The sequence below is a fragment of the Amycolatopsis sp. NPDC054798 genome, from assembly GCF_053611505.1.
On record NZ_JBSHAM010000033.1, the window covers coordinates 1 to 19001 of the forward strand.

16 protein-coding genes are annotated in these 19001 nt (G+C 68.9%); 5 read left to right on the plus strand and 11 right to left on the minus strand.

Translation table 11 applies throughout. From position 1 onward, the window contains the following. Nucleotides 1-33: 33 nt before the first annotated feature. The 4 genes from aztD to aztB are packed head-to-tail and all read right to left on the minus strand — an operon-like array spanning nucleotide 34 to nucleotide 4235. On the minus strand, nucleotides 34-1212 hold the full coding sequence (gene aztD, locus ACWGIC_RS21155; RefSeq protein WP_452077650.1) for a zinc metallochaperone AztD: 1179 nt from the start codon (nucleotides 1210-1212) through the stop codon (nucleotides 34-36). A gap of 45 nt (nucleotides 1213-1257) precedes the next feature. Continuing rightward, nucleotides 1258-2166 (minus strand): zinc ABC transporter substrate-binding protein AztC, encoded by a 909-nt coding sequence (gene aztC, locus ACWGIC_RS21160; protein WP_452077651.1) that lies wholly within the window; start codon nucleotides 2164-2166, stop codon nucleotides 1258-1260. Then, on the minus strand, nucleotides 2163-3377 hold the full coding sequence (locus ACWGIC_RS21165; RefSeq protein WP_452077652.1) for a hypothetical protein: 1215 nt from the start codon (nucleotides 3375-3377) through the stop codon (nucleotides 2163-2165). The genes aztC and ACWGIC_RS21165 overlap by 4 nt, the downstream gene beginning before the upstream one ends. 36 nt (nucleotides 3378-3413) lie before the next feature. Continuing rightward, nucleotides 3414-4235: a zinc ABC transporter permease AztB gene (gene aztB / locus ACWGIC_RS21170; protein WP_452077653.1), complete on the minus strand. Its 822-nt coding sequence runs from the start codon at nucleotides 4233-4235 to the stop codon at nucleotides 3414-3416. Between the two features lie 49 nt (nucleotides 4236-4284). Here aztB and aztA point away from each other — a divergent pair, with 49 nt between their 5' ends. Beyond that, nucleotides 4285-4998, plus strand: coding sequence for a zinc ABC transporter ATP-binding protein AztA (aztA, locus tag ACWGIC_RS21175; protein WP_452077654.1), 714 nt, complete (start codon nucleotides 4285-4287; stop codon nucleotides 4996-4998). A 111-nt stretch (nucleotides 4999-5109) separates the two neighbouring features. On the opposite strand, the gene ACWGIC_RS21180 is transcribed toward aztA, so the two are convergent. Next, on the minus strand, nucleotides 5110-8076 hold the full coding sequence (locus tag ACWGIC_RS21180) for a right-handed parallel beta-helix repeat-containing protein (RefSeq protein ID WP_452077655.1): 2967 nt from the start codon (nucleotides 8074-8076) through the stop codon (nucleotides 5110-5112). Between the two features lie 363 nt (nucleotides 8077-8439). On the opposite strand from ACWGIC_RS21180, the gene ACWGIC_RS21185 reads away from it, so the two are divergent. From ACWGIC_RS21185 to ACWGIC_RS21200, 4 genes are all read left to right on the plus strand, one after another. Further along, nucleotides 8440-9192 (plus strand): SDR family oxidoreductase, encoded by a 753-nt coding sequence (locus tag ACWGIC_RS21185; protein ID WP_452077728.1) that lies wholly within the window; start codon nucleotides 8440-8442, stop codon nucleotides 9190-9192. Then, the gene (locus ACWGIC_RS21190) at nucleotides 9189-9962 is read left to right on the plus strand and encodes an SDR family oxidoreductase (protein ID WP_452077656.1); all 774 of its coding nucleotides are present in this window, start codon (nucleotides 9189-9191) and stop codon (nucleotides 9960-9962) included. The genes ACWGIC_RS21185 and ACWGIC_RS21190 overlap by 4 nt, the downstream gene beginning before the upstream one ends. Before the next feature lie 53 nt (nucleotides 9963-10015). Further along, nucleotides 10016-11332 (plus strand): MFS transporter, encoded by a 1317-nt coding sequence (locus tag ACWGIC_RS21195; protein ID WP_452077657.1) that lies wholly within the window; start codon nucleotides 10016-10018, stop codon nucleotides 11330-11332. Nucleotides 11333-11529: 197 nt separating this feature from the next. Further along, nucleotides 11530-12504 (plus strand): chitinase, encoded by a 975-nt coding sequence (locus ACWGIC_RS21200; RefSeq protein ID WP_452077658.1) that lies wholly within the window; start codon nucleotides 11530-11532, stop codon nucleotides 12502-12504. Between the two features lie 257 nt (nucleotides 12505-12761). Here the strand turns inward: ACWGIC_RS21200 and ACWGIC_RS21205 are convergent, their stop codons facing one another. The 6 genes from ACWGIC_RS21205 to ACWGIC_RS21230 form a co-directional block, all read right to left on the minus strand. After that, nucleotides 12762-13304: a hypothetical protein gene (locus ACWGIC_RS21205; RefSeq protein ID WP_452077659.1), complete on the minus strand. Its 543-nt coding sequence runs from the start codon at nucleotides 13302-13304 to the stop codon at nucleotides 12762-12764. Nucleotides 13305-13579: 275 nt separating this feature from the next. After that, nucleotides 13580-14140: a GrpB family protein gene (locus tag ACWGIC_RS21210; protein WP_452077660.1), complete on the minus strand. Its 561-nt coding sequence runs from the start codon at nucleotides 14138-14140 to the stop codon at nucleotides 13580-13582. 236 nt (nucleotides 14141-14376) lie between these two features. Next, nucleotides 14377-15471 (minus strand): acyl-CoA dehydrogenase family protein, encoded by a 1095-nt coding sequence (locus tag ACWGIC_RS21215; RefSeq protein WP_452077661.1) that lies wholly within the window; start codon nucleotides 15469-15471, stop codon nucleotides 14377-14379. Continuing rightward, a complete protein-coding gene (locus ACWGIC_RS21220) occupies nucleotides 15468-16646 on the minus strand; it encodes an acyl-CoA dehydrogenase family protein (RefSeq protein ID WP_452077662.1) in 1179 nt (392 codons plus the stop codon). The genes ACWGIC_RS21215 and ACWGIC_RS21220 overlap by 4 nt, the downstream gene beginning before the upstream one ends. Continuing rightward, nucleotides 16643-17866, minus strand: a complete 1224-nt coding sequence (locus ACWGIC_RS21225; protein ID WP_452077663.1) for an acyl-CoA dehydrogenase family protein — start codon at nucleotides 17864-17866, stop codon at nucleotides 16643-16645. Before ACWGIC_RS21225 ends, ACWGIC_RS21220 begins: the two co-directional genes overlap by 4 nt. Next, the gene (locus tag ACWGIC_RS21230; RefSeq protein ID WP_452077664.1) at nucleotides 17866-18891 is read right to left on the minus strand and encodes a phosphotransferase family protein; all 1026 of its coding nucleotides are present in this window, start codon (nucleotides 18889-18891) and stop codon (nucleotides 17866-17868) included. The genes ACWGIC_RS21225 and ACWGIC_RS21230 overlap by 1 nt, the downstream gene beginning before the upstream one ends. Nucleotides 18892-19001: the final 110 nt, after the last annotated feature.

Here is a 19001-nt window from a genome sequence, read left to right on the forward strand (position 1 = left end):
GCCTCGGCTCGAGGCGTCGCCCAGGACCGGTTTCTAGGCTTCGGGCACTCCGGTGAGTTCGTTCGGGACGCCGGGCAGGGTGCCGGTCGCGGTCTTCGTCCCCGTCTTGAGGTCGACCGCGTGGATTTCCTTGGTGTTCGGGAAAGTCACGTAGGCCGTTTCGCCCCGGACGAAGAGCGCGGGGCGCGGCTGCTGCCAGTCGAGCGGTTCCTGCCAGGAGCCGGTCACCGGGATCGTCCGGGTGACGGTGCCCGCCGCCGGGTCGAGCACGTGGATGCGGCCGTCGGTGCCCAGCACCAGTCCTTCGCCCCGCGGACCGCGGGCCAGCGACCGGAAGGTATAGCTGGTGCCGAGATCGACGTGCCGCAGAGTGGCTTTCCCGGTGTCGATCAGCGACACCCGGGTCGGCCGTTCCAGTTCGGCGTCCTTGTCGGTTTTGTAGTCGCCGAGGGTGATCGGGGAGTGTTCGGAGCCCGCCTGGTTGCCGATGCGCCCGTAGGGATCGGGGCTGGTGACCTTGGTGATGGTGCCGTCGCGGTAAACCAGCGCACCGGTTTCGCAGCCGACGACGACGGCTTCGCCCTGCGCGGTCGCTTCGCCGTGCACACCGGGGCATTGGTCGTTGCGGACGATTTCCTTGCGGTCCTTGTCCAGTACGGCGATGCCGTGGCGGGCGTCTTCGTTGCCGATCGTGGTGACCAGTTCGCCGTTGGCCAGCGCTACCGCGACGCCGTGGTGCGGCTCCGGCGTTTTGTACTGTGCCAAGGGTTTTCCGGTGTTGAGCTTCGCCGGGTCGAGCAGGGTGACCTCGCCGGTGCCGTCGGCGAACAGCACGGTTTTGCCCGAGTGCCGGACGACGTGCCCGGGTTTCTTGGCCGGGAACTCGGTGCCGGTCAGGATTCCGCCCGCGGCGTCGAGCACCCGGAATCCGGTGGAGGTCGAGACGAGGAGGTGCCGGTCGTCCCCGGCCGGGTTGAGGCGGTTGAAGCCCGGCAGCGGGATGTTCTTGACGACCTTCAGCGTTTTCCCGTCGAGCAGCGAGATTCCGCCGTCGTACGTGACGGCGACGGCCGCGGTGATAGCGGTGGGGGCCGGTGCGGCGGCGTCCGAGGCCGACGGCTCCGACCCGCAAGCCGCGAGTGCGAACGCGCTCGCGACGGTGACCGCGGTACCGGCGGCGATCCGCGGCCGGAGGGACAATGCGGTTCTCATTTTCTCGTAATGCCTTTCTTTGTTCGGCAGTCCGGTTTTCCGGCATCAGGGCCGGGTCAGGCTGGTGGCGATCGCTTCGGTGTTGGCGCGCATCATGTCCAGGTAGGTCGGCGCGCCCTGGCCGGGTTCGCTGAGGGATTCGGAGAACAGCGAGGTCACCCGCACCCGGACGCCGGCCTGGTCGGCGAGCACCTTGGCGAGGCGGTCGGGCTGGGAGGAATCGGCGAAGATCGCGGGCACCCCGGCCGCGCGCACGGCGCCGGCGAGCGCGGCGAGGTCCGAGGCGCTGGGGGAGGCCAGCGTGGTGCCGCTCGGGATCACCGCGCCGACGACCTCGAAACCGAACCGCTGGGCGAAATAGCCGAACACGTGGTGATTGGTGACCAGTTTCCGGCGCTGGGGCGGGATTTCCGCGAACCGCCTGCGCATCTCGTCCTCGAGCGCGCTGATTTTCTTGCGGTATTCCTCGGCATGGGCGCGCACCGCGGATTCGTCCACTCCGGACACTTGGGCGACGACCTGGTCGGCGATGGCGGTCACGGCGTCGCGGACGCGGCTGGGGTCGGTCCAGAAATGCGGGTCCGGCTGCCCTGCGGAGTGGCTGATCGGGTTGACCCGTTCGCCCACCGGCAGCGCGGGCACGCCGTGCTCCTCGGCGGCTCGCACGGTGCGCAGGACGCCCTCTTCCAAGCCCAGTCCGTTGTAGACGATCAGCCCGGCTCGTTCGACCGCGGCGGCCTGCTGCGCGGAAATGCCGAAGGAATGCGGATCGGCGTTCGGTTTCATCAGGACCGTCACTTCGGCCTGGTCGCCGACGACGGCACGCGTGATGTCGCCGAGGATGTTGGTCGTCACTACCACCGAGGCGCGGCTGGCGTGCGCGCTGGAGCAACTCGCGACGAGGAACAACACGGTGAGGAACGCGGCGGAGGCGCGCGTCCGGAGGCCGGTCATCGCCCGGTCTCCGTGACGTAGCTGGCGTGTCCGGGCACGGTGATGGTCCGGGCCCGGCGGAGGTTGTCGTTGTAGTCGATCTCGTAGATCTCGCCCGAAGCCGGATTGTTGACGTAGGCGCGCGTCGCGTCGACGTGGATCGTCGGGACGACGGCGCCGCCCGCCGCGTTCGCGGGCATCAGCTGCTGTTGGGCTTTCTGAGCGCCGGTCGCGGGATCGAAGGCGCGCAGCGTTCCGTCGCGAGTGAGTACCAGCAGCGGTGCGCCCTCGCCGACGGTGTTGGTCGCGGCGACCGGGCCGGTCTCGATCCGGGACCACGTCCGTTTGCTCACGTCGAGCGACCACACCGCGTTGTTCCCGGCTGTCGCGGCGAGCGTGGTGCTGCCGGGCCGGTGCGAGAACCGGGCGGCCCGTTCGGCCGCGGCGGGCGGGCCGGGGTAGGGGATCTTCTCCCCGGCGAACGTCCCGTTCTTCTCGGAGACCAGCAGCGCGCCGTCCGCGCAGCCGAAGACGACGCCGCGCCGGGTGACCGCCTGTCCGCTCAAGTCCGGGCACGGCTCAGCGATCCGGGCGACCTGACGTCCCTGCCGGTCATGGACCCGCACCTCGTTGCCGCGCGGTCCGTTCTCGGCCGCCGAAGCGAGGATGTGTTCGCGGTAAGGCACAGCGGTGCTCTCGTGCGGGTCCCGGGCGATCTTGCCGATTTCGGCGATCGAGCCGCGGTCCAGCCGGGCCCGGTCGAGCAGGCTGGTCGTGCCGTCCGGGAACGACATCGCGGTGACCGCCGGATCGCTGTAGACGGCGAGCGGCTGGCGGCCCGGGGCGGTTCCGACGTCGCGCACTGCGGCGCGGTAGTAGTGGACGTGGTCTCCGTGGTCGACCATCCACGCGCCGCTGTCGACGACGCGGACCGCGCCGTCTCCTCCGGTGAGGTAGCCGAACCGCCCGTCGCCGGTGATGGCGCGAACGCCGTCCACCCGCCCGGCAGGCGTGACTTTTTCGGTGATCAGGTCCACTACCTGGACGGAACCCGTTGCCGCGTCGGCAACAACCAGCCGCGACTGCGCTTCCGCGGCTTCTTCGGCGCCTTCGACGTAGCCGTGCGGGGGAGCGGGCGGTGGTTTCTCGGCTGGTTCGCTGCCGCAAGCCGTCAGCAGCAGCGCGGCCGCGGCGAGCACGCCAACGGCCCGGTGGGGGCGGGAGTTCGTCATCGGTACTCGATTCCTGTTGTCGGACAACGGTGAGCGCTAGCCGCGCTGCTTCCGGAGGGCGGACAGCAGAGCGGAGAGGAAGAACTGGACGATCGCGACGGCGGCGATGCTCGCGCCCGCGGCGGTGCCCCAGTGCCAGGAAACGACCAGCCCGGCGAGGGTGGCGAGGATGCCGAGCAGTGCGGCGACGAACATGATCGTCGTGATCCGCCGGGCCCAGAAGGCGGCCGCGGCCGCTGGTGCGATGAGCAGGCCGAACACCAGCAGCGTGCCGACCACGCGGAACGACGCGACGACGGCTGTGGTCACCAGTGCGAGCAGCAGCGCGTGGGCCAGCCCGGGGCGCAGGCCGAGGGTGCGTGCCTTGCGGGCGTCGAAGGCGAGCGCGGCGAACGAGCGGTAGCCCAGCAGCGACACGGCCGCCACGAGCCCCAGCGCGACGACCAGGACGAGCAGGTCGCCCGATCCGACGGCGAGCACGTCGCCGAAGAGGAATCCGGTGAGATCGACCGCGAACGACTGCGAATGCGAAACGATGATCACCCCGGCGGCGAGCATTCCGACGAACAGCAGCCCGATGCTCGTGTCCTGGGACAACCGGCGGGACCGGCTGAGCGCGGTCACGCCGGACGCCATCGCCGCCGCGCTCAGTGCGGCGCCGAGCAGCAGGTTCGTGCCGGTCAGCGACGCGATCGCGACCCCGGGCAGCATGCCGTGCGACAGCGCGTCGCCCAGGAAAGCCATGCTCCGCAGCACGACCCACGTGCCGACGAGCGCGCACAGCACCGAGACGAGCACCCCGGCCAGCAAGGCCCGCTGCACGAAGGACACCTCGAAGGGGATGAGCAACCAGTCCACGTCCGGCACTATAGTGGAAATGATTTTCATTGTCTTTACGGGAGCTTGAATGAGCGAAGCAGAGCCGGCGGTCGTGCTGCGTGCCGTGCGCGCCGGGTACGGACAGCGCGAGGTGCTCGCCGGGGTGGACGCGCGCTTGCCGAAGGCGCGGACCACGGCGGTCGTCGGCGCGAACGGAGCCGGGAAATCGACCCTGCTCAACGTGGTCGCCGGGGTGCAGCCGCTGAAGTCGGGCTCGGTGCGGTTCGGCACCGCGCGCCGGCCCGCCTACGTCACCCAGCACAGCGAGGTCTCCAGCGCGTTGCCGCTCACCGTGCGCGCCGCGGTCGCCATGGCGCGGTGGGCGCACCGGGGCCCCTGGCGCAGGCTCACCGGCCGCGACCGGAGGATCGTCGACGAATGCCTGGAACGACTGGACATCGCCGCGATCGCCGACCGGCAACTGGGTGCGGTCTCGGGCGGTCAGCGTCAACGGGCCCTGGTCGCGCAGGGGCTCGCACAGCAGTCGGATCTGCTACTGCTCGACGAGCCCGCGGCGGGAATGGATCTCCGGGCACAGTCGCTCATCGACGAAGCGCTCGACGCCGCGAACCGGGACGGGGTAACCGTTTTGCGGGTCACGCATGACCTCGCGGTCGCTGAGCGCGCGGCGCATTGCCTGCTTCTGCGGGAGGGTCAGGCGGTGGCCGAAGGTGCGCCGACTGAGGTGCTTACGCGGGATCGGGTGGCTGAGGCGTGGGGCATGCCGTTGGACTTTCCATGAGAACGGCACTGCTGCCCGGAAACAAGCCGCGCTTTTGTTCCGGCGTAAACCGGTTCGCGCGGCTCGTTTCCGGGCAGGCCGATTGGCTTAGGCGAGAGCGAGCGGAGGCGGCTACGGGTGGGTGCGGAAAGCGTCCACGATCAAGTAACTCCCGTTCTTCATCGTGCCGGTGACGGTGTGCACGCCCGGCTGGAGACCGGAAATAACCGCCACTGTCGACTGGTATTTCCGCTCCGGGGTGACGAAACTGACCGTCCGGTAGGCCGCGCCGTCCAGAGTGAGGTCGACGTCGCCCTCGTCGGTGTTGGTTTCCGAAATGATGTCGATTCCGGTTCCGTAGAAGGTCAGGCTCCACGAGTCGCCGACATTCTGGGTGGCCCAGATGTCGTCGAGATAGGAGTTCTCGCCCCCGGCCGCGCTGCCGCGCCAGAGCCAGCCGGTCGACGGGTTTCCGGTGTTGGAGTAGACGACGCCGGAGGTGTTGTTGAGCAGTTCGGCTTCCGTGGTTTTGGCCAGTTTCAGCGTCACATCAGTCTGTCCGCGGCGCACGGTCAGCGTGATCGGGGCGCCGGGCGCGAGTTTGTTGTAGGGGAGCCAGAACGTGTTGCGGTCGTCGGTGACCTCGGCGCCGTTGACGGCGGTGATGTCGTCGCCGGTTTTCAGCCCGTTCCGGGCGGCGTAGCTGTCCTGCGGCACGGTGGGGAGGTAGAGGCCGTACGGCTTGGTCAGGCCCAGCGAAGACTGGACGGCGAGCGAGGGGATGTTGGTCGCGGTGGCTCCCATCAGCATCTCAGGCTGGACGATCATGCCGTTGCCAGGCGTGTCGCCGGGGCGGTAGGGGAAGACCGCTTTGGGCGGCAGCGCCGCGCCGCGGGCGCCGAAGCCGGTCATCGGGAAGTTCCGGTACCCGAGGCTCGCCGCGGGGGAATCGGCAGCGGCCGTGAAGTCGTAGCTGCCGAGCGGGTCGGCCGCGGCGAACTTCGGGTCGGCGACGAGCGAGCGGGAGTCCATGCCGGCGCGGAACCAGGCCGACTGGGGGTTGATCGTGGTGCCGTCCGCGGAAAGCGCCTCGTTGCCGCTGCCGTCGGGGTTGACGTAGACCGGGTAGTTGTTGTTCCAGAAGAGGTTGCGGTCGGTGCCGTACTTAGCGGTGACCGGGTTGTTCAGCACGTTGTTGTACGCCTGCGGCCCGAGGGTGATGTTGTGCTCGATGACGTCGCCGCAGTCGGAGTGGCTGACCTGTTCGTAGACCGAGCCGTCCACGAGCAGGTTGTTCGCCACGGTGCGTTCGTAACCGTCGCGCAGTTTGATGCCGCCCTTGAGGATGAGGTTGTCCAGCAAGCGGAAGCGGGACGAGCCGTCGTCGAGGTCGATCGCCCAGTCGCCGGCGTGCCAGAACCGGTTGTGCTGAATGGTGATCGGCTTGACGACGTCCAGCTTCATCAGCTTCCTCGCCTGGGCGTCGGTCAGCGCGGTGCCGGTGGAGCCTTCGTAACTCGTGCCCGGCGCGAGGGTGTTGTTGCCGGAACTGGCCCAGAACCGGCCCCGTCCCCAGACGTTGATCGAGCCGTTGTCGCCGGTTTCCTCGACGCAGTTGAAGAGGTCGTTGTTCTTGACGTTGTGCCCGCCCCAGGTGCCGTCCTCGATGTTGAGGCACGCGCGCGGACTGTCGGAGATCGTGTTGCCGTCGACCGTCACGTCCGCACTCATCGAGATGTTGACGCCGGAGGACTGCTTCTCGAACCGGCCCATGTCGTGCATGACGTTGTTCCGCACGACGATGTCGCGGGGATAGTCGTCGGTTTTCGGCCCGGGCGTGGTATCTGAGACGGCGACGTTGTCGTAGTAGTTGCTCGAATAGTCGCGCACCGCGCTCGGCGAGCCGGCGATCTGGACGTCCGAAGCGCCATCGGACTCGAACCGGTTGTCACTGACCGTGTTGCGGCGGTTGTAGCCGTCGAGGAAGACGCCGTTGCCGCCGAGCTGGTCGAAGAACGATCCGGCGACTGAGATGTCAGCGGCGTTCTTCAGATATACCGCGGCTTTGCGGACCACTGCCCAGTCGCCCTTGGCAAGGCTCTCGAAGCGGCTGTCGAAGAGCGTGCGGTGGGTCGCCGTGAAGTGCAGGCCGCGGAACGCGATGTCGTGGACGGGATTGCCCGGCGAGGCTCCGGTGAGGGTGATCAGCTGGTCCTGCTCCGCGGTCTCTACGGTCGCCGCAGAGAGATCGGCACCGGCCGGCGGATAGTAGAGCAGCTGGCCGCCCTTCCGGTCGTAGTACCACTCTCCGGGCGCGTCGAGTTCTTCCTTGACGTTCTCGGCCATCGCCGGCCCGATCCGGCCCGGCCCGTTCCCCTGCGTCAGCCCGCAGTCCTGGGGCCGGTTGTTGTCGCCGACGTAGTGCAGGTCGAGACTGCCGCCGGTGCGTCCGCTCGCGGTGAACGAGACGGAACCCCAGTCGCCGCAGTGCATCGCGCGCACCAGCGCGGTCGACGGATCCGACCACTTCGCGGATTCGCGGTTGAGGTCGGCGAGCGAGACCGAGCCCTGGAGCCGGGCCGCGTTTGGGTCGTAATTTGGATAGCGGGCCAGGATCTGGCGTTGTCCGCCGACGAACAGACCGTCGAAGTCCAGTCCGGCAGGGACGGTCGCGGCCATGATCTTGCTGCCGGGTGCCGAAGGGTGCCACTTCGGGCGCAACGGGCGTCCGCCGCTGATGGTCACGGCGGCGTCGGTCGCGGGCTGCCAGGTCACGGTATGGCCGTCGCGCCCGGAGTCCCGCGGACCGAACGCCAGCGGCTCGCCGAGGTAGTAGGTGCCGCCCGCGAGCTTCACCACGATGTCCCGGTGGCTGCCGACCCCGGTGCCGAGAAGATGCCGGACCCGTTGCTGCGCCTGCGAAAGCGAACAGGGACGCGGCTGAGAGCACGGATTCCCTGGCGGCGCGTCAGCGGCTGGAGCCGCATACACCGTCATCGGCGGCGGTCCGCTGGCGGTGGCGGGCTGGCCGAGAGCGAGCGTTCCGCCCAACCCGGCGACGGCGGACAGGACGATGCTCAGAAGCCGGCGGTTGGCCATTCAGGTCCTCCTTGACCAGGCATCGGCGTCCTGCGCACTCATGACATCCGATGTCTAAGAGACTATGCACGAGCGGGTATCAACCGTCAAGGAGCGCGTCCAGGCTTCGCCGATCCTGGAAAAGTCCTGTTTCTGCGCGGAATGTTGCGGGAACCGCGCCCGGTCGGCGAGGTGCTTCGACTGGGGTCAGCTTCATGACGGAAACGATCATTACATCTGACCTTTTCTCGTCGAGTGCGGTGACACGCTGTGGTGTGACCAGTGCTGCCGCGGCCAGAGGTTGCGCATGAGGGCGTCGCCGTTATCCTGCGGTAAGCGGTCGCTTAGCGGTGGCTGTCCAGCGGCGGACAAGGAGACGGTGTGGTGGAGTCGTTCAAGGATCGCGTTGCCCTGGTCACCGGGGCCAGCCGGGGGATCGGGCTGGCCATCGCGAAGGGGCTGGTCGAGCGCGGGGCGAAGGTGTGCATCACGGCGCGCAAGCCCGAACCGCTCGCCGAGGCCGTCGAGCAGCTCGGCGGCCCGGACGTCGCGATCGCTGTGCCTGGCAAGGCCGACGACGCCGCCCACCAGCAGGAGGCGGTCGCCGCCGCCGTCGAGAAGTTCGGCAGCCTCGACATGCTGGTCAACAACACCGGCATCAACCCGGTCTACGGGCCGATGGTGGACATCGACCCGGCCGCGGCGGCCAAGATCTTCGCGGTGAACGTGGTCGCGCCGCTGTCGTGGATCCGCGCCGCGCGGGACGCGTGGATGGGCGAGCACGGCGGGGCGGTCGTCAACGTCGCGTCGATCGCGGGCATCCGCACCTCGCCGGGCATCGGCATGTACGGCGTCAGCAAGGCCGCGCTGATCCGGCTCACCCAGGAACTCGGCGCGGAACTCGGCCCGAAGATCCGGGTGAACGCGGTGGCTCCGGCGGTGGTCAAAACGCAGTTCGCGACCGCGCTCTACGAGGGCCGCGAGGAAGAAGTCGCGGCGGCCTACCCGATGAAACGGCTCGGCGTGCCGGAGGACATCGCGGGCGCGGTGGCGTTCCTGCTGTCCGGCGAAGCGGGCTGGATGACCGGGCAGACGGTCGTCCTCGACGGCGGCGTGACGCTCGGCGGCGGTCTGTGAGCGCCGGGGTCGTCATCACCGGCGGTGGCGGCGGGATCGGAGCGGCGCTGGCCCGGCGGTTCGCCGCGGACGGTGCCCGGATTGTCGTCGCGGACCTTGACGGCGACCGGGCGGCCGAAGTCGCGCAGGAGGTCGGCGGCACGTCGTTCGCCGGTGACGTGGCAAGCGAATCCGGCGTCGCCGACTTGATCAACGCGGCTCGCGAAACGCTTGGCGAGATTGACGTTTTCTGTGCCAACGCAGGGGTCGCGCCGTTCGGTGACGCCCACGCGGACGAAGATGCGTGGTCGTTGGCGTGGGACGTGAACGTGATGGCGCACGTCCGGGCCGCCCGGCTGCTGGTCCCGGCGTGGCTGGAGCGCGGCGAGGGCCGGTTTGTCGCGACGGTGTCCGCGGCGGGCGTGCTCACCAGCCTTGGCTCGGCTCCGTATTCGGTGACCAAGCACGGCGCGCTGGCGTTCGCGGAATGGCTGTCGGCCACCTATCGGCACCGCGGGATCACCGTGCAGGCGATCTGCCCGCAGGGCGTGCGCACCGCGATGCTGGAGGAGACCGGCGAACGCGGCAAACTGCTGATGGGCGCGACCGCGATCGACCCGCCGCAGGTGGCCGACGCGTTGTTCGCCGCCATGGCCGAGAACCGGTTCCTGGTGCTGCCGCACGCCGAGGTCGCCGATTTCTATGCCTTGCGCGCCACCGAAACCGACCGCTGGCTCGGCGGGATGAACAAGCTGCAGCGGAAAATGGAGGAGCTGCCCGGCGACGCGTGACCCGATATTCTCCCGTGGCGGCACCGGGCCGCAGGGGAGTACAGGGAGCCGGAATGACCGCACCCGCGCGGACTGACATGTCGCGCATCGCCACCGCCAGTTTCATCGGCACCGCCATCGAGTTCTACGATTTCTACATCTACGGGACCGCGGCGGCGCTGGTGTTCGGGAAGGTGTTCTTCCCGACGTTTTCCTCGACCGCCGGGGTGCTGGCGTCGCTCGGCACCTTCGCGGTCGGCTTCGTCGCGCGCCCGGTCGGGGCGGTCCTTTTCGGACACTGGGGCGACCGGATCGGGCGGAAGTCCATGCTGGTCACGTCCTTGCTCGTGATGGGACTGTCCACAGTGGCCGTCGGACTGGTGCCGGAGTACGGCACGCTCGGCATCTGGTCTCCGGTCCTGCTGGTGGTGCTGCGGTTCGTGCAGGGCATCGGCCTCGGCGGCGAATGGGGCGGCGCGGTGCTGATGTCCACCGAGTACGCGCCGCCGGGGAAACGCGGGCTGTACTCGGCGTTCCCGCAGCTCGGCCCTGCGATCGGGTTCGTGCTGGGCAATCTGCTGTTCCTGGTGCTGGACGCGGTGCTGCCGCCGGCCGAATTCCTGTCCTGGGGCTGGCGGCTGCCGTTCCTGTTCTCCGCGGTGCTGCTCGCGGTCGGCTTCTACATCCGGGTCAAGATCGCCGAGACGCCGGTTTTCCAGGCCGCGCTGGACAAGGCCGAACAGGCGAAGGTTCCGCTGTTCGAACTCCTCCGGAAACAGCCGCGGGTTCTGGTGCTCTCCACATTGTCCTTTGTGCTCGCGCACGCGCTTTTCTACACCGTCACGACATTCTGTCTTTCGATGGCGACGACCACCCTCGGCATCCCGCGCACGACTGTCCTGATCAGCCTGCTCATCGCCGCCGCGGTGATGGGCGTGGCGACGCTGGTGTTCGCGATGAAGTCCGACCAGTGGGGCCGCCGCCGGCTGAGCGCGGCGGCCGCGGTGTCCGTGGTGGTGTGGGCGTTTCCGCTGTTTGCCTTGCTGCAGACGGGAAACCCAGTGTTGCTGACCCTCGGCTTCGTCGGCGGCCTGGCCTGCTTCGCGATGCTGTACGGGCCGATGGGCGCGTTCCTGCCGGAGCTGTTCCGGGTGCGGTACCGGTATTCCGGCGCGTCGATCGCGTACAGCGTCGCCGGGGTGATCGGCGGCGGGATCGTGCCGCTGATCTCGACCGACCTGTGGGCGTCGACCGGTTCGACGGTGCCGGTTTCGCTGGTGCTGATCGCGCTCGGGGTGCTCAGTTTCCTGTGCGTGCTGGGCTTGCCGGAAACCCGGGACCACGATTTCTCCGACGGGCTCGGCGAGGGGGCCGGTGCCGGGCGCCCCTGACTTCCGGCCTCCCCCGGCCGGGGGAAACCGGGCCGCACGCACTGTTTCCGGCCCGGTGCGCCGTTCGGGCTGCGGCTCTTGACACGCTGATTTGGTCTAGTCCAGTGTGTGACGGCACCCTTCCGGGTGCACTCCTCCCGGGTTGATCCCGCCGCCTCAAACCGGAGGTGTTCCGTGGTGCTCGTGGGAGGAACACAATGAAATCAGTGCGTCGGCTGGCCGCGCTCGCGGCGGCGGCAGGGGCGGCCCTCGCGACGGCGGCCGGAGTGGCCACGGCCGCGCCCGCTCCGCGGCTCGCAGCCGCACCGGACCCGGTTCTCGCGTCGCCGTACCTGTACCAGTGGGCGGGGCAGACCAGCGCGTCGGCGGCGATGTCCGCGACCGGGATCAAGACGTTCACGCTCGCGTTCATGCTGTCGGACGGTTCGTGCAACCCGAAGTGGGACGGCGACCGTTCGCTGACCGGTTCGGACAAAACCCTGATCAAGAGCATCCGCGACGCGGGCGGCGACGTCATCCCGTCCTTCGGCGGCTGGTCCGGCACGAAGCTCGGCGCGAAGTGCACGTCCGCGTCGGCGCTCGCCGGGGCGTACCAGAAGGTGATCGACGCCTACGGCCTGAAGGCGATCGACCTCGACATCGAGAACACCGACGAGTTCGAGAACGCGACCGTGCAGGACCGGATCCTGAACGCGGTCAAGATCACCAAGCAGAAGAATCCCGGCGTGCGCGTCGTGATCACCATCGGAACCGAAACGTCCGGCCCGAACGACTGGGGCAAGCGGCTGATCAAGCAGGCGAAAGCGATCGGCGCGCCGGTGGACGTGTGGTCGGTGATGCCGTTCGACTTCTCCAGCGGCGGCGACATGGCCGGCAAGACGAAGTCGGCAGTGGACGGTCTCGTGGGGCAGCTGAAGTCGACGTTCGGCTGGGACAGCGCCACGGCGTACCGGCACGCGGGCCTGTCGTCGATGAACGGCAAGACGGACAACCCCGGCGAGGTGGTGTCGGTGTCCGATTTCACCGCGATCCGCGACTACGCGGCCAGCCACCACCTCGGCCGCTTCACCTTCTGGGCGACTAACCGGGACTGCTCGGGTGGGGGCGAGTGCAGCGGTATTTCGCAGCCGAAGTACGCGTTCACGAAGATCGTGGCCGGGTATCACGGCTGATCTTGGGTTGGGGATCGGTCGGACCTGACTGGGCTCGGGCTCGGTGGGATTCGGCCGGTATGGACTTGGCTGGGCTCGCCCGGGCTTGAGCCTGGTTGAGCGCAGTCGAGCTTGGCGACGGGGCCGCCGTTCCGAGGGGTGCGGCCTCGTCGCCACCTGTCGCGGGTTCCCGCACGGGCGCTTCGCGACTCGGCGGAATCGCTTCCTGATCCGGCGGAGTCGCTGGCTGAGTCCCGTACGGTTGCCTGAGGCGGCCGTCAGCGACGGGTCATCTGGGTTCGCCGGGCGGCCACCGCTCCATGACGGCGCGCGTGGACTTGATCGCGTTCGTCTTCGCCATGCGCGGCACGGTCGATCGCGTGCCGCAGCCCTCGGTCCGCGGTCCAGGCCCGCCACCTGGCGTGCGTCGGCGGGACTTCGGGATGGTCGAGAACAGCGAGCAACCAGGCCGCCCGCACTCGAGTGTCTTCGCTCGTGCTCCTCGCGGCGGCGGTTAAGGCGGACCGCAGGGCAGGGCAGTCCAGGCGGAGCGCGAGCCGCGAATAGTAGCGGTCGTACGCCTCCTGACGGCGGTGGACCGCGCCGAGGACGAGGTCGATGATTTCATCCTCGAACGGGGAGAGAGACGGTGCGTTGCACAGGTCGCGCAGCAAAGCCTTTTTGATGTTCCATACGGAATAGGGCGGCAGCCCCGGCGGCAGGAAGACCGCTTCGGCGTGGTCGTTCTCCCACCGCAGCCAGGTGATCTGCGCTTTGCAGACCACGCGGCCATCGCGGCGAAAGGCGATGACGTGCAGCACCCGCCGTACCTCGGCAGCACTCGGTGCCCGCCCGGCTCGGCGACGGTTTCCCACTGGCTCAGCATGGCACGGTGAGAGCGCTACGGGACATCCGCGGACGCCTGGCCTTCTCTGCACGCGCCTGCGCCGCACGTGCCTTCGCCGCCGCCCGGTTGCCGCCGTTCATTTACCGCCGTCCGCGTATCGCCTCCCGCTCGTACCTCCGCTGCCCAAAACCCGCACTCGGGTAGCGGAGTTCGAAGCCGCCGATGCCCACCCGGCTGTGCGTCCGGGACTCAGCTCGCCGCCCCGCCCAGCACCCGCCGCACGAACTCCGTCTTCCCTGCCGTGTACTCCTCCCGGTCTGTCACCTCCCCGGCCAGCCGCCGCTTTACCTCGGCATACTCCGCCGCCAGCCCGGGATCCGCCCGCAACGCGTCCCGGAACTTCAGCTGTGCCCGCCACCTCGGATGCCCCTCCGGCAGCAGATGCAGATGCGCCACCCGACGCCGCCCCTCCGCATCCGGCAGCACGAAAAACCGCCGCCAAGGCGCGGCGACATCCAGTTCCGGCGGTACGAAACACCATCCGGTCGCGGCAAGCACCGGCACCACCGCCGAGACAGTTTCCGCGGACAGATCCCGCATCGGAGCCATCACGTCGAGCACCGGTTTGGCCGCCAGTCCGGGCACCGCTGTCGAGCCGACGTGCTCGACCCGCCCGGGGGCGAGCCACGGCGCGAGCAGCTGCGCGAGTTCCGCGCACAGTGCAGAACCCCGCGACGCCCACGTCGGATCCGGGGGATGGATTTCAGGCCGTTCATAGGCCCAAGCCGGAGCGTCGGACGGGTCAGCCATGCGGAGGCTCCGGAAGTGTCACGCAGGCTGGTGCGCTGGATTGTTCAGCCATGTCGCAGCCCCGAAAACGCCGCCCAAGCCGGAGTATCGGACAGGTCAGCCACGAGGAGCCTCCAGAAGCGTCGCGCAGGCTGGGTCACGGGACTGTTCAGCCATGTCGCAGCCTCGAAAACGCCGCCCAGGCCAGGGATACCGGACACATCAGCCACAGTAACCCCGGCCACCGACAAAAAACGTCAGGCAGGCAGATCCACCAGATCAGCCAACCGGGCCCGATGCCGCCCCGGCGTGCCGAACGCGAGCTGATCGCTCTTGGCCCGCTTGAGGTAGAGATGCGCCGGATGTTCCCACGTCATCCCGATCCCGCCATGCAACTGAACCGCTTCCTCCGCCGCGTGCACCGCGATCGGCGACACCCGTGCCTGCGCGACCGCCACCGCGATCGGCACATCATTCCCCGTCGCCAGCGCATCCGCCGCGTACCGAGCGGTCGCCCGCGCGTTGACCAGTTCCGTGTACAGATTCGCCAGCCGGTGCTTCAGCGACTGAAAACCCCCGACGGGACGGCCGAATTGGTACCGCCCCTTCAGATATGTCACGGTCTCCGTCAGCGCCCACTCGGCGATCCCCGTCTGCTCCGAAGCCAGCAATCCGGCCGCGGTGGTCAGAGCGTGGTCCAAAGCCTCCTCGGCGGCGGCACCGGTGCAAATCACCTGCGCGGCAGCGGAGTCCAGGGTCACGTCAGCGATCCGCCGGGTCAGGTCCAGCGACACGGCCTCGGTCACGGTCGCCGCGGAAGCGTCCACGGCGTAAAGGCCAGGGCCGTCCGGACCGACAGCGGGAACGATCAGCAGTTCAGCGACCGAAGCATCGACCACTGTGGACACTCGGCCGGTCAAGGAACCGTCAAGAAACGCAACGGTAGAAGGGAAAGGAGAGCCCGGAGCGGTCGTCAACGGCACTGCCAGAGCGCCGATCAGCGAGCCGGACGCGAGCTGGGGGAGCAGATCCGAACCCGCGGCGAGCAGGGCGGCAGTAGCGAGCACCGCACTGCCCAGGTACGGCACCGGGGCGACGCTCCGGCCCAGTTCCTCCAGCACGACCGCGACCTCGCGCGTCGAAGCGCCGTGTCCGCCAAGGGATTCCGGCACCATGAGTCCGGCGGCACCGAGGTCGGCGGCCAGCGTCTTCCACAGGGCAAGGTCGTACGGCGTGTCCGTTTCGACCCGCGCCAGCAGGGCAGCCGGTCCGGCGCGGTCGGCGAGCAGCGACCGCACCGAGGACCGCAGATCCTCTTCCACGTCCGAGTACAGCAGGTCCGGCGTGCTCATCGCGGCAGGTCCTTCCAGGCGACGTCCTTGTCCACCCGCGGCTCGGACGGCAGCCCCAGCACGCGTTCGGAGATGATGTTCCGCAGCACCTCCGAGGTGCCGCCCTCGATCGAGTTTCCCTTGGCGCGCAAGTACCGGTACCCGGCGTCGCGGCCGAAGAAGTCGACCTGTTCCGGACGGCGCATCGTCCAGTCCTCGTAGCGCAGGCCCTCTTCGCCGAGCAGTTCCAGCTCCAAACCGGACAGTTCCTGGTTCAGCTCGGCGAACGCCACCTTCATCGCCGAACCCTCCGGGCCGGGCGCACCCGCCGCGAGCTGCTGCCGCTGCCGCATCCCGGCCAGCCGCAACGATTCCGCTTCGACCCAGTGCTGCACGAGCCGGTCCCGCAGTTCCGGCGTGCGCAGCTCCGGACGGTCCCGCCACGTCTTCGCGACGAGCCCGATCATGCCGCCCTCGCGCGGCATCGCGGTGCCGCCGATCGCGACGCGTTCGTTCATCAGCGTCGTCTGCGCGACCTTCCAGCCCTCGCCGACCGCGCCGATCCGCTGCGAGTCCGGAATCCGCACCTCGGTCAGGAAGACCTCGTTGAACTCCGCCTCGCCGGTGATCTGCCGCAGCGGCCGGACCTCGACGCCGGGCGCGGTCATGTCGCACAGGAAGTACGTCATGCCCTGGTGTTTCGGCACGTCCGGGTCGGTGCGCGTGACGAGGATGGCCCACTGCGCGAGATGCGCGCTGGACGTCCAGACCTTCTGCCCGGTTACGATCCAGTCGTCGCCGTCGCGGACCGCGCGAGTGGCGAGCGCGGCGAGGTCGGAGCCCGCGCCCGGCTCGCTGAACAGCTGGCACCACACCTCTTCGCCGGTCCACAGTGGACGGAGGTAGCGCTTCTTCTGCTCCTCGGTGCCGAAGGCGAGGATGGTCGGCGCGGCCATGCCGAGCCCGATCAGGATCCGGCGCGGGTTGTTGTCCGGCGCGCCAGCCTCGGCGAAAGCGGCCTCGACCTCAGCCTGCAGCGCACGCGGTGCACCTTGCCCGCCAAGGCCCTCGGGGAAGTGCACCCAGGCGAGCCCGGCGTCGAACCGAGCGCGCAGGAAGTCCAAAGTGGACATACTCGCCGGATCATGCGACGCGAGGAAGGAAGCGACCTGCGCCCGCAGCTCCTCGGCGGTCATTTGCCCGCCTCCGTCCGGTACTTCTTCAGCTCGCGCCGCGCCAGCGACCGCTTGTGCACCTCGTCCGGACCGTCGGCCAGGCGCAGCGTGCGCACCCCGGCCCAGATCTCCGCCAGCGGGAAGTCCTGCGAGACGCCGCCCGCGCCGTGCGCCTGGATCGCCTTGTCCAGGATCCACTCGACGGTCAGCGGGGTGGAGATCTTGATCGCCTGGATCTCGGTGTGCGCGCCCTGGTTGCCCACGGTGTCCATCAGCCACGCGGTCTTGAGCACCAGCAGCCGCTGCTGTTCGATCCGCACCCGCGCCTCGGCGATCCAGTCCTGCACCACGCCGGAATCGGCGATCGGACGGCCGAACGTCTCGCGCGACAGCGTGCGCCGGCACATCGCCTCCAGCGCGCGCTCCGCCATGCCGATCGCGCGCATGCAGTGGTGGATGCGGCCCGGCCCGAGGCGGGCCTGCGCGACGGCGAACCCGGAACCCTCGTCGGCGATCAGGTTTTCCGCAGGCACCCGCACGTTCTCGAACAGCACCTCGGCGTGCCCGCCGTGGTCGCCGTCGGTGTAGCCGAACACCTGCATGCCGCGCACGACGGTCAGGCCAGGGGTGTCGCGCGGGACCAGGATCATGCTCTGCTGCTTGTGCGGGGGCGCCTCCGGATCGGTCTTGCCCATCACGATGAAGATCTTGCAGTTCGGGTTCATCGCGCCGGTGATATACCACTTGCGCCCGTTGATGACGTACTCGTCGCCCTCGCGGCGGATGCTGGTGGCGATGTTGCGCGCGTCCGACGACGCCACGTCGGGTTCGGTCATCGCGAACGCGGAGCGGATCTCCCCGGCCAGCAACGGTTCCAGCCACTGCTTCTTCTGCTGCTCGCTGCCGAACATGGTCAGGACTTCCATGTTCCCGGTGTCCGGCGCGGCGCAGTTCACCGCGGCGGGCGCGAGATGCGGGCTGCGGCCGGTGATCTCGGCGAGCGGTGCGTATTGCAAGTTGGTGAGGCCCGCACCGTGGTCGCCGGGGAGGAAGAAGTTCCACAGTCCGCGTTTGCGCGCTTCGGCCTTCAGCTCCTCGACGACCGGCGGCGGCGACCACGGTTCGGTGCGCGCGGCCAACTGCTCGTGGAAGACGGCTTCGGCGGGGTAGACGTGGGAATCCATGAATTCGAGCAGCTGTCCGCGCAGTTCCTCGGTGCGGGCGTCGAACGCGAAGTCCATCAGTTCTCCTTGGTGAGCGTCTTGCTGCCCTGTTCGATCAGGGGGGCGACGGCGGCGCCGATCTGGTCGAAGCCCTCGCCGACGGTTTTGCCTTGCTGGAAACGGAAGTAGATGCCCTCGAGGATCACCGCGAGCTTGAAGTACGCGAAGCTGACATACCAGTTCAGCGCCGAGAGATCTCGGCCGGAACGCTGCGCGTAGCGGGCGATCGTCTCCTCGGTGTCCGGATAACCGGGCGCGCTGCTGGCGTTGGACACCATCGGCAGCGAGAGCTGGTCCCGCTGCGCGTAGGTGATCATCAGCCCGAGGTCGGTGAGCGGATCGCCGAGCGTGGACATCTCCCAGTCCAGCACCGCGGTGATCCGGTCGTCGCCGTCGACGAGCACGTTGTCCAGCCGGTAGTCGCCGTGCACGATGGCGGGCGGCCCGGACACCGGGATCGCCGCGGCGAGCTGGTCGTGCAGCCGGTCCGCACCCGGCAGATCGCGGCTGCGCGAACCGTCGAGCTGTTTCTTCCACCGGCGCAGCTGGCGTTCCAGAAAGCCGTCCGGACGGCCGAAATCGCCGAGCCCGACCGCTTCCGGATCGACCGAATGCAGGTCGACGAGGGTGTCCACCAGCGCGTCGGCGATCGCCCTCGTCCGCTGCGGGCCGAGCTGCTCCAGCTCCCCGGCGGTGCGGTACGGCGTGCCCTCGACGTACTGCATCACGTAGAACTGTGCGCCGAGCACGTCCGCGTCCTCGCACAGCAGGACGGTTTCCGGCACCGGCACCGGAGTTCCGGCCAGCCCGCTCATCACGCGGAACTCGCGGCGCATGTCGTGCGCGGTCGGCAGCACGTGCCCGAGCGGCGGACGGCGCACGACCCAGCGCTGTGTGCCGTCGGAGACGAGATAGGTGAGGTTGGACCGCCCGCCCTGAACCACTTCCGCGGTCAGCGATCCGGAGACGAGCCCGGGCCGCTCGCGGTCGAGGTGGGCGCGAAGCCTCGCCAGATCGAGGCCGGGCGGGTCGGTTTCGGTCATCGGAAGGACTCCACTTCATACGGGTTCGAGGCTCGCGCCCCAATGCCACATCGGGTGCGTGGCATGCACCCCAATGCCACATTGGGTGCGTCAGACGCACCGAACGCCAC

Excerpts from the sequence above, each read along its gene's own strand:
- aztD (WP_452077650.1), bottom strand. The coding sequence starts at position 1,212 with ATGAGAACCGCATTGTCCCTCCGGCCGCGGATCGCCGCCGGTACCGCG.
- aztC (WP_452077651.1), bottom strand. The coding sequence starts at position 2,166 with ATGACCGGCCTCCGGACGCGCGCCTCCGCCGCGTTCCTCACCGTGTTG.
- ACWGIC_RS21165 (WP_452077652.1), bottom strand. The coding sequence starts at position 3,377 with ATGACGAACTCCCGCCCCCACCGGGCCGTTGGCGTGCTCGCCGCGGCC.
- aztA (WP_452077654.1), top strand. The coding sequence starts at position 4,285 with ATGAGCGAAGCAGAGCCGGCGGTCGTGCTGCGTGCCGTGCGCGCCGGG.
- ACWGIC_RS21180 (WP_452077655.1), bottom strand. The coding sequence starts at position 8,076 with ATGGCCAACCGCCGGCTTCTGAGCATCGTCCTGTCCGCCGTCGCCGGG.
- ACWGIC_RS21195 (WP_452077657.1), top strand. The coding sequence starts at position 10,016 with ATGACCGCACCCGCGCGGACTGACATGTCGCGCATCGCCACCGCCAGT.
- ACWGIC_RS21200 (WP_452077658.1), top strand. The coding sequence starts at position 11,530 with ATGAAATCAGTGCGTCGGCTGGCCGCGCTCGCGGCGGCGGCAGGGGCG.
- ACWGIC_RS21210 (WP_452077660.1), bottom strand. The coding sequence starts at position 14,140 with ATGGCTGACCCGTCCGACGCTCCGGCTTGGGCCTATGAACGGCCTGAA.
- ACWGIC_RS21215 (WP_452077661.1), bottom strand. The coding sequence starts at position 15,471 with ATGAGCACGCCGGACCTGCTGTACTCGGACGTGGAAGAGGATCTGCGG.
- ACWGIC_RS21220 (WP_452077662.1), bottom strand. The coding sequence starts at position 16,646 with ATGACCGCCGAGGAGCTGCGGGCGCAGGTCGCTTCCTTCCTCGCGTCG.
- ACWGIC_RS21225 (WP_452077663.1), bottom strand. The coding sequence starts at position 17,866 with ATGGACTTCGCGTTCGACGCCCGCACCGAGGAACTGCGCGGACAGCTG.
- ACWGIC_RS21230 (WP_452077664.1), bottom strand. The coding sequence starts at position 18,891 with ATGACCGAAACCGACCCGCCCGGCCTCGATCTGGCGAGGCTTCGCGCC.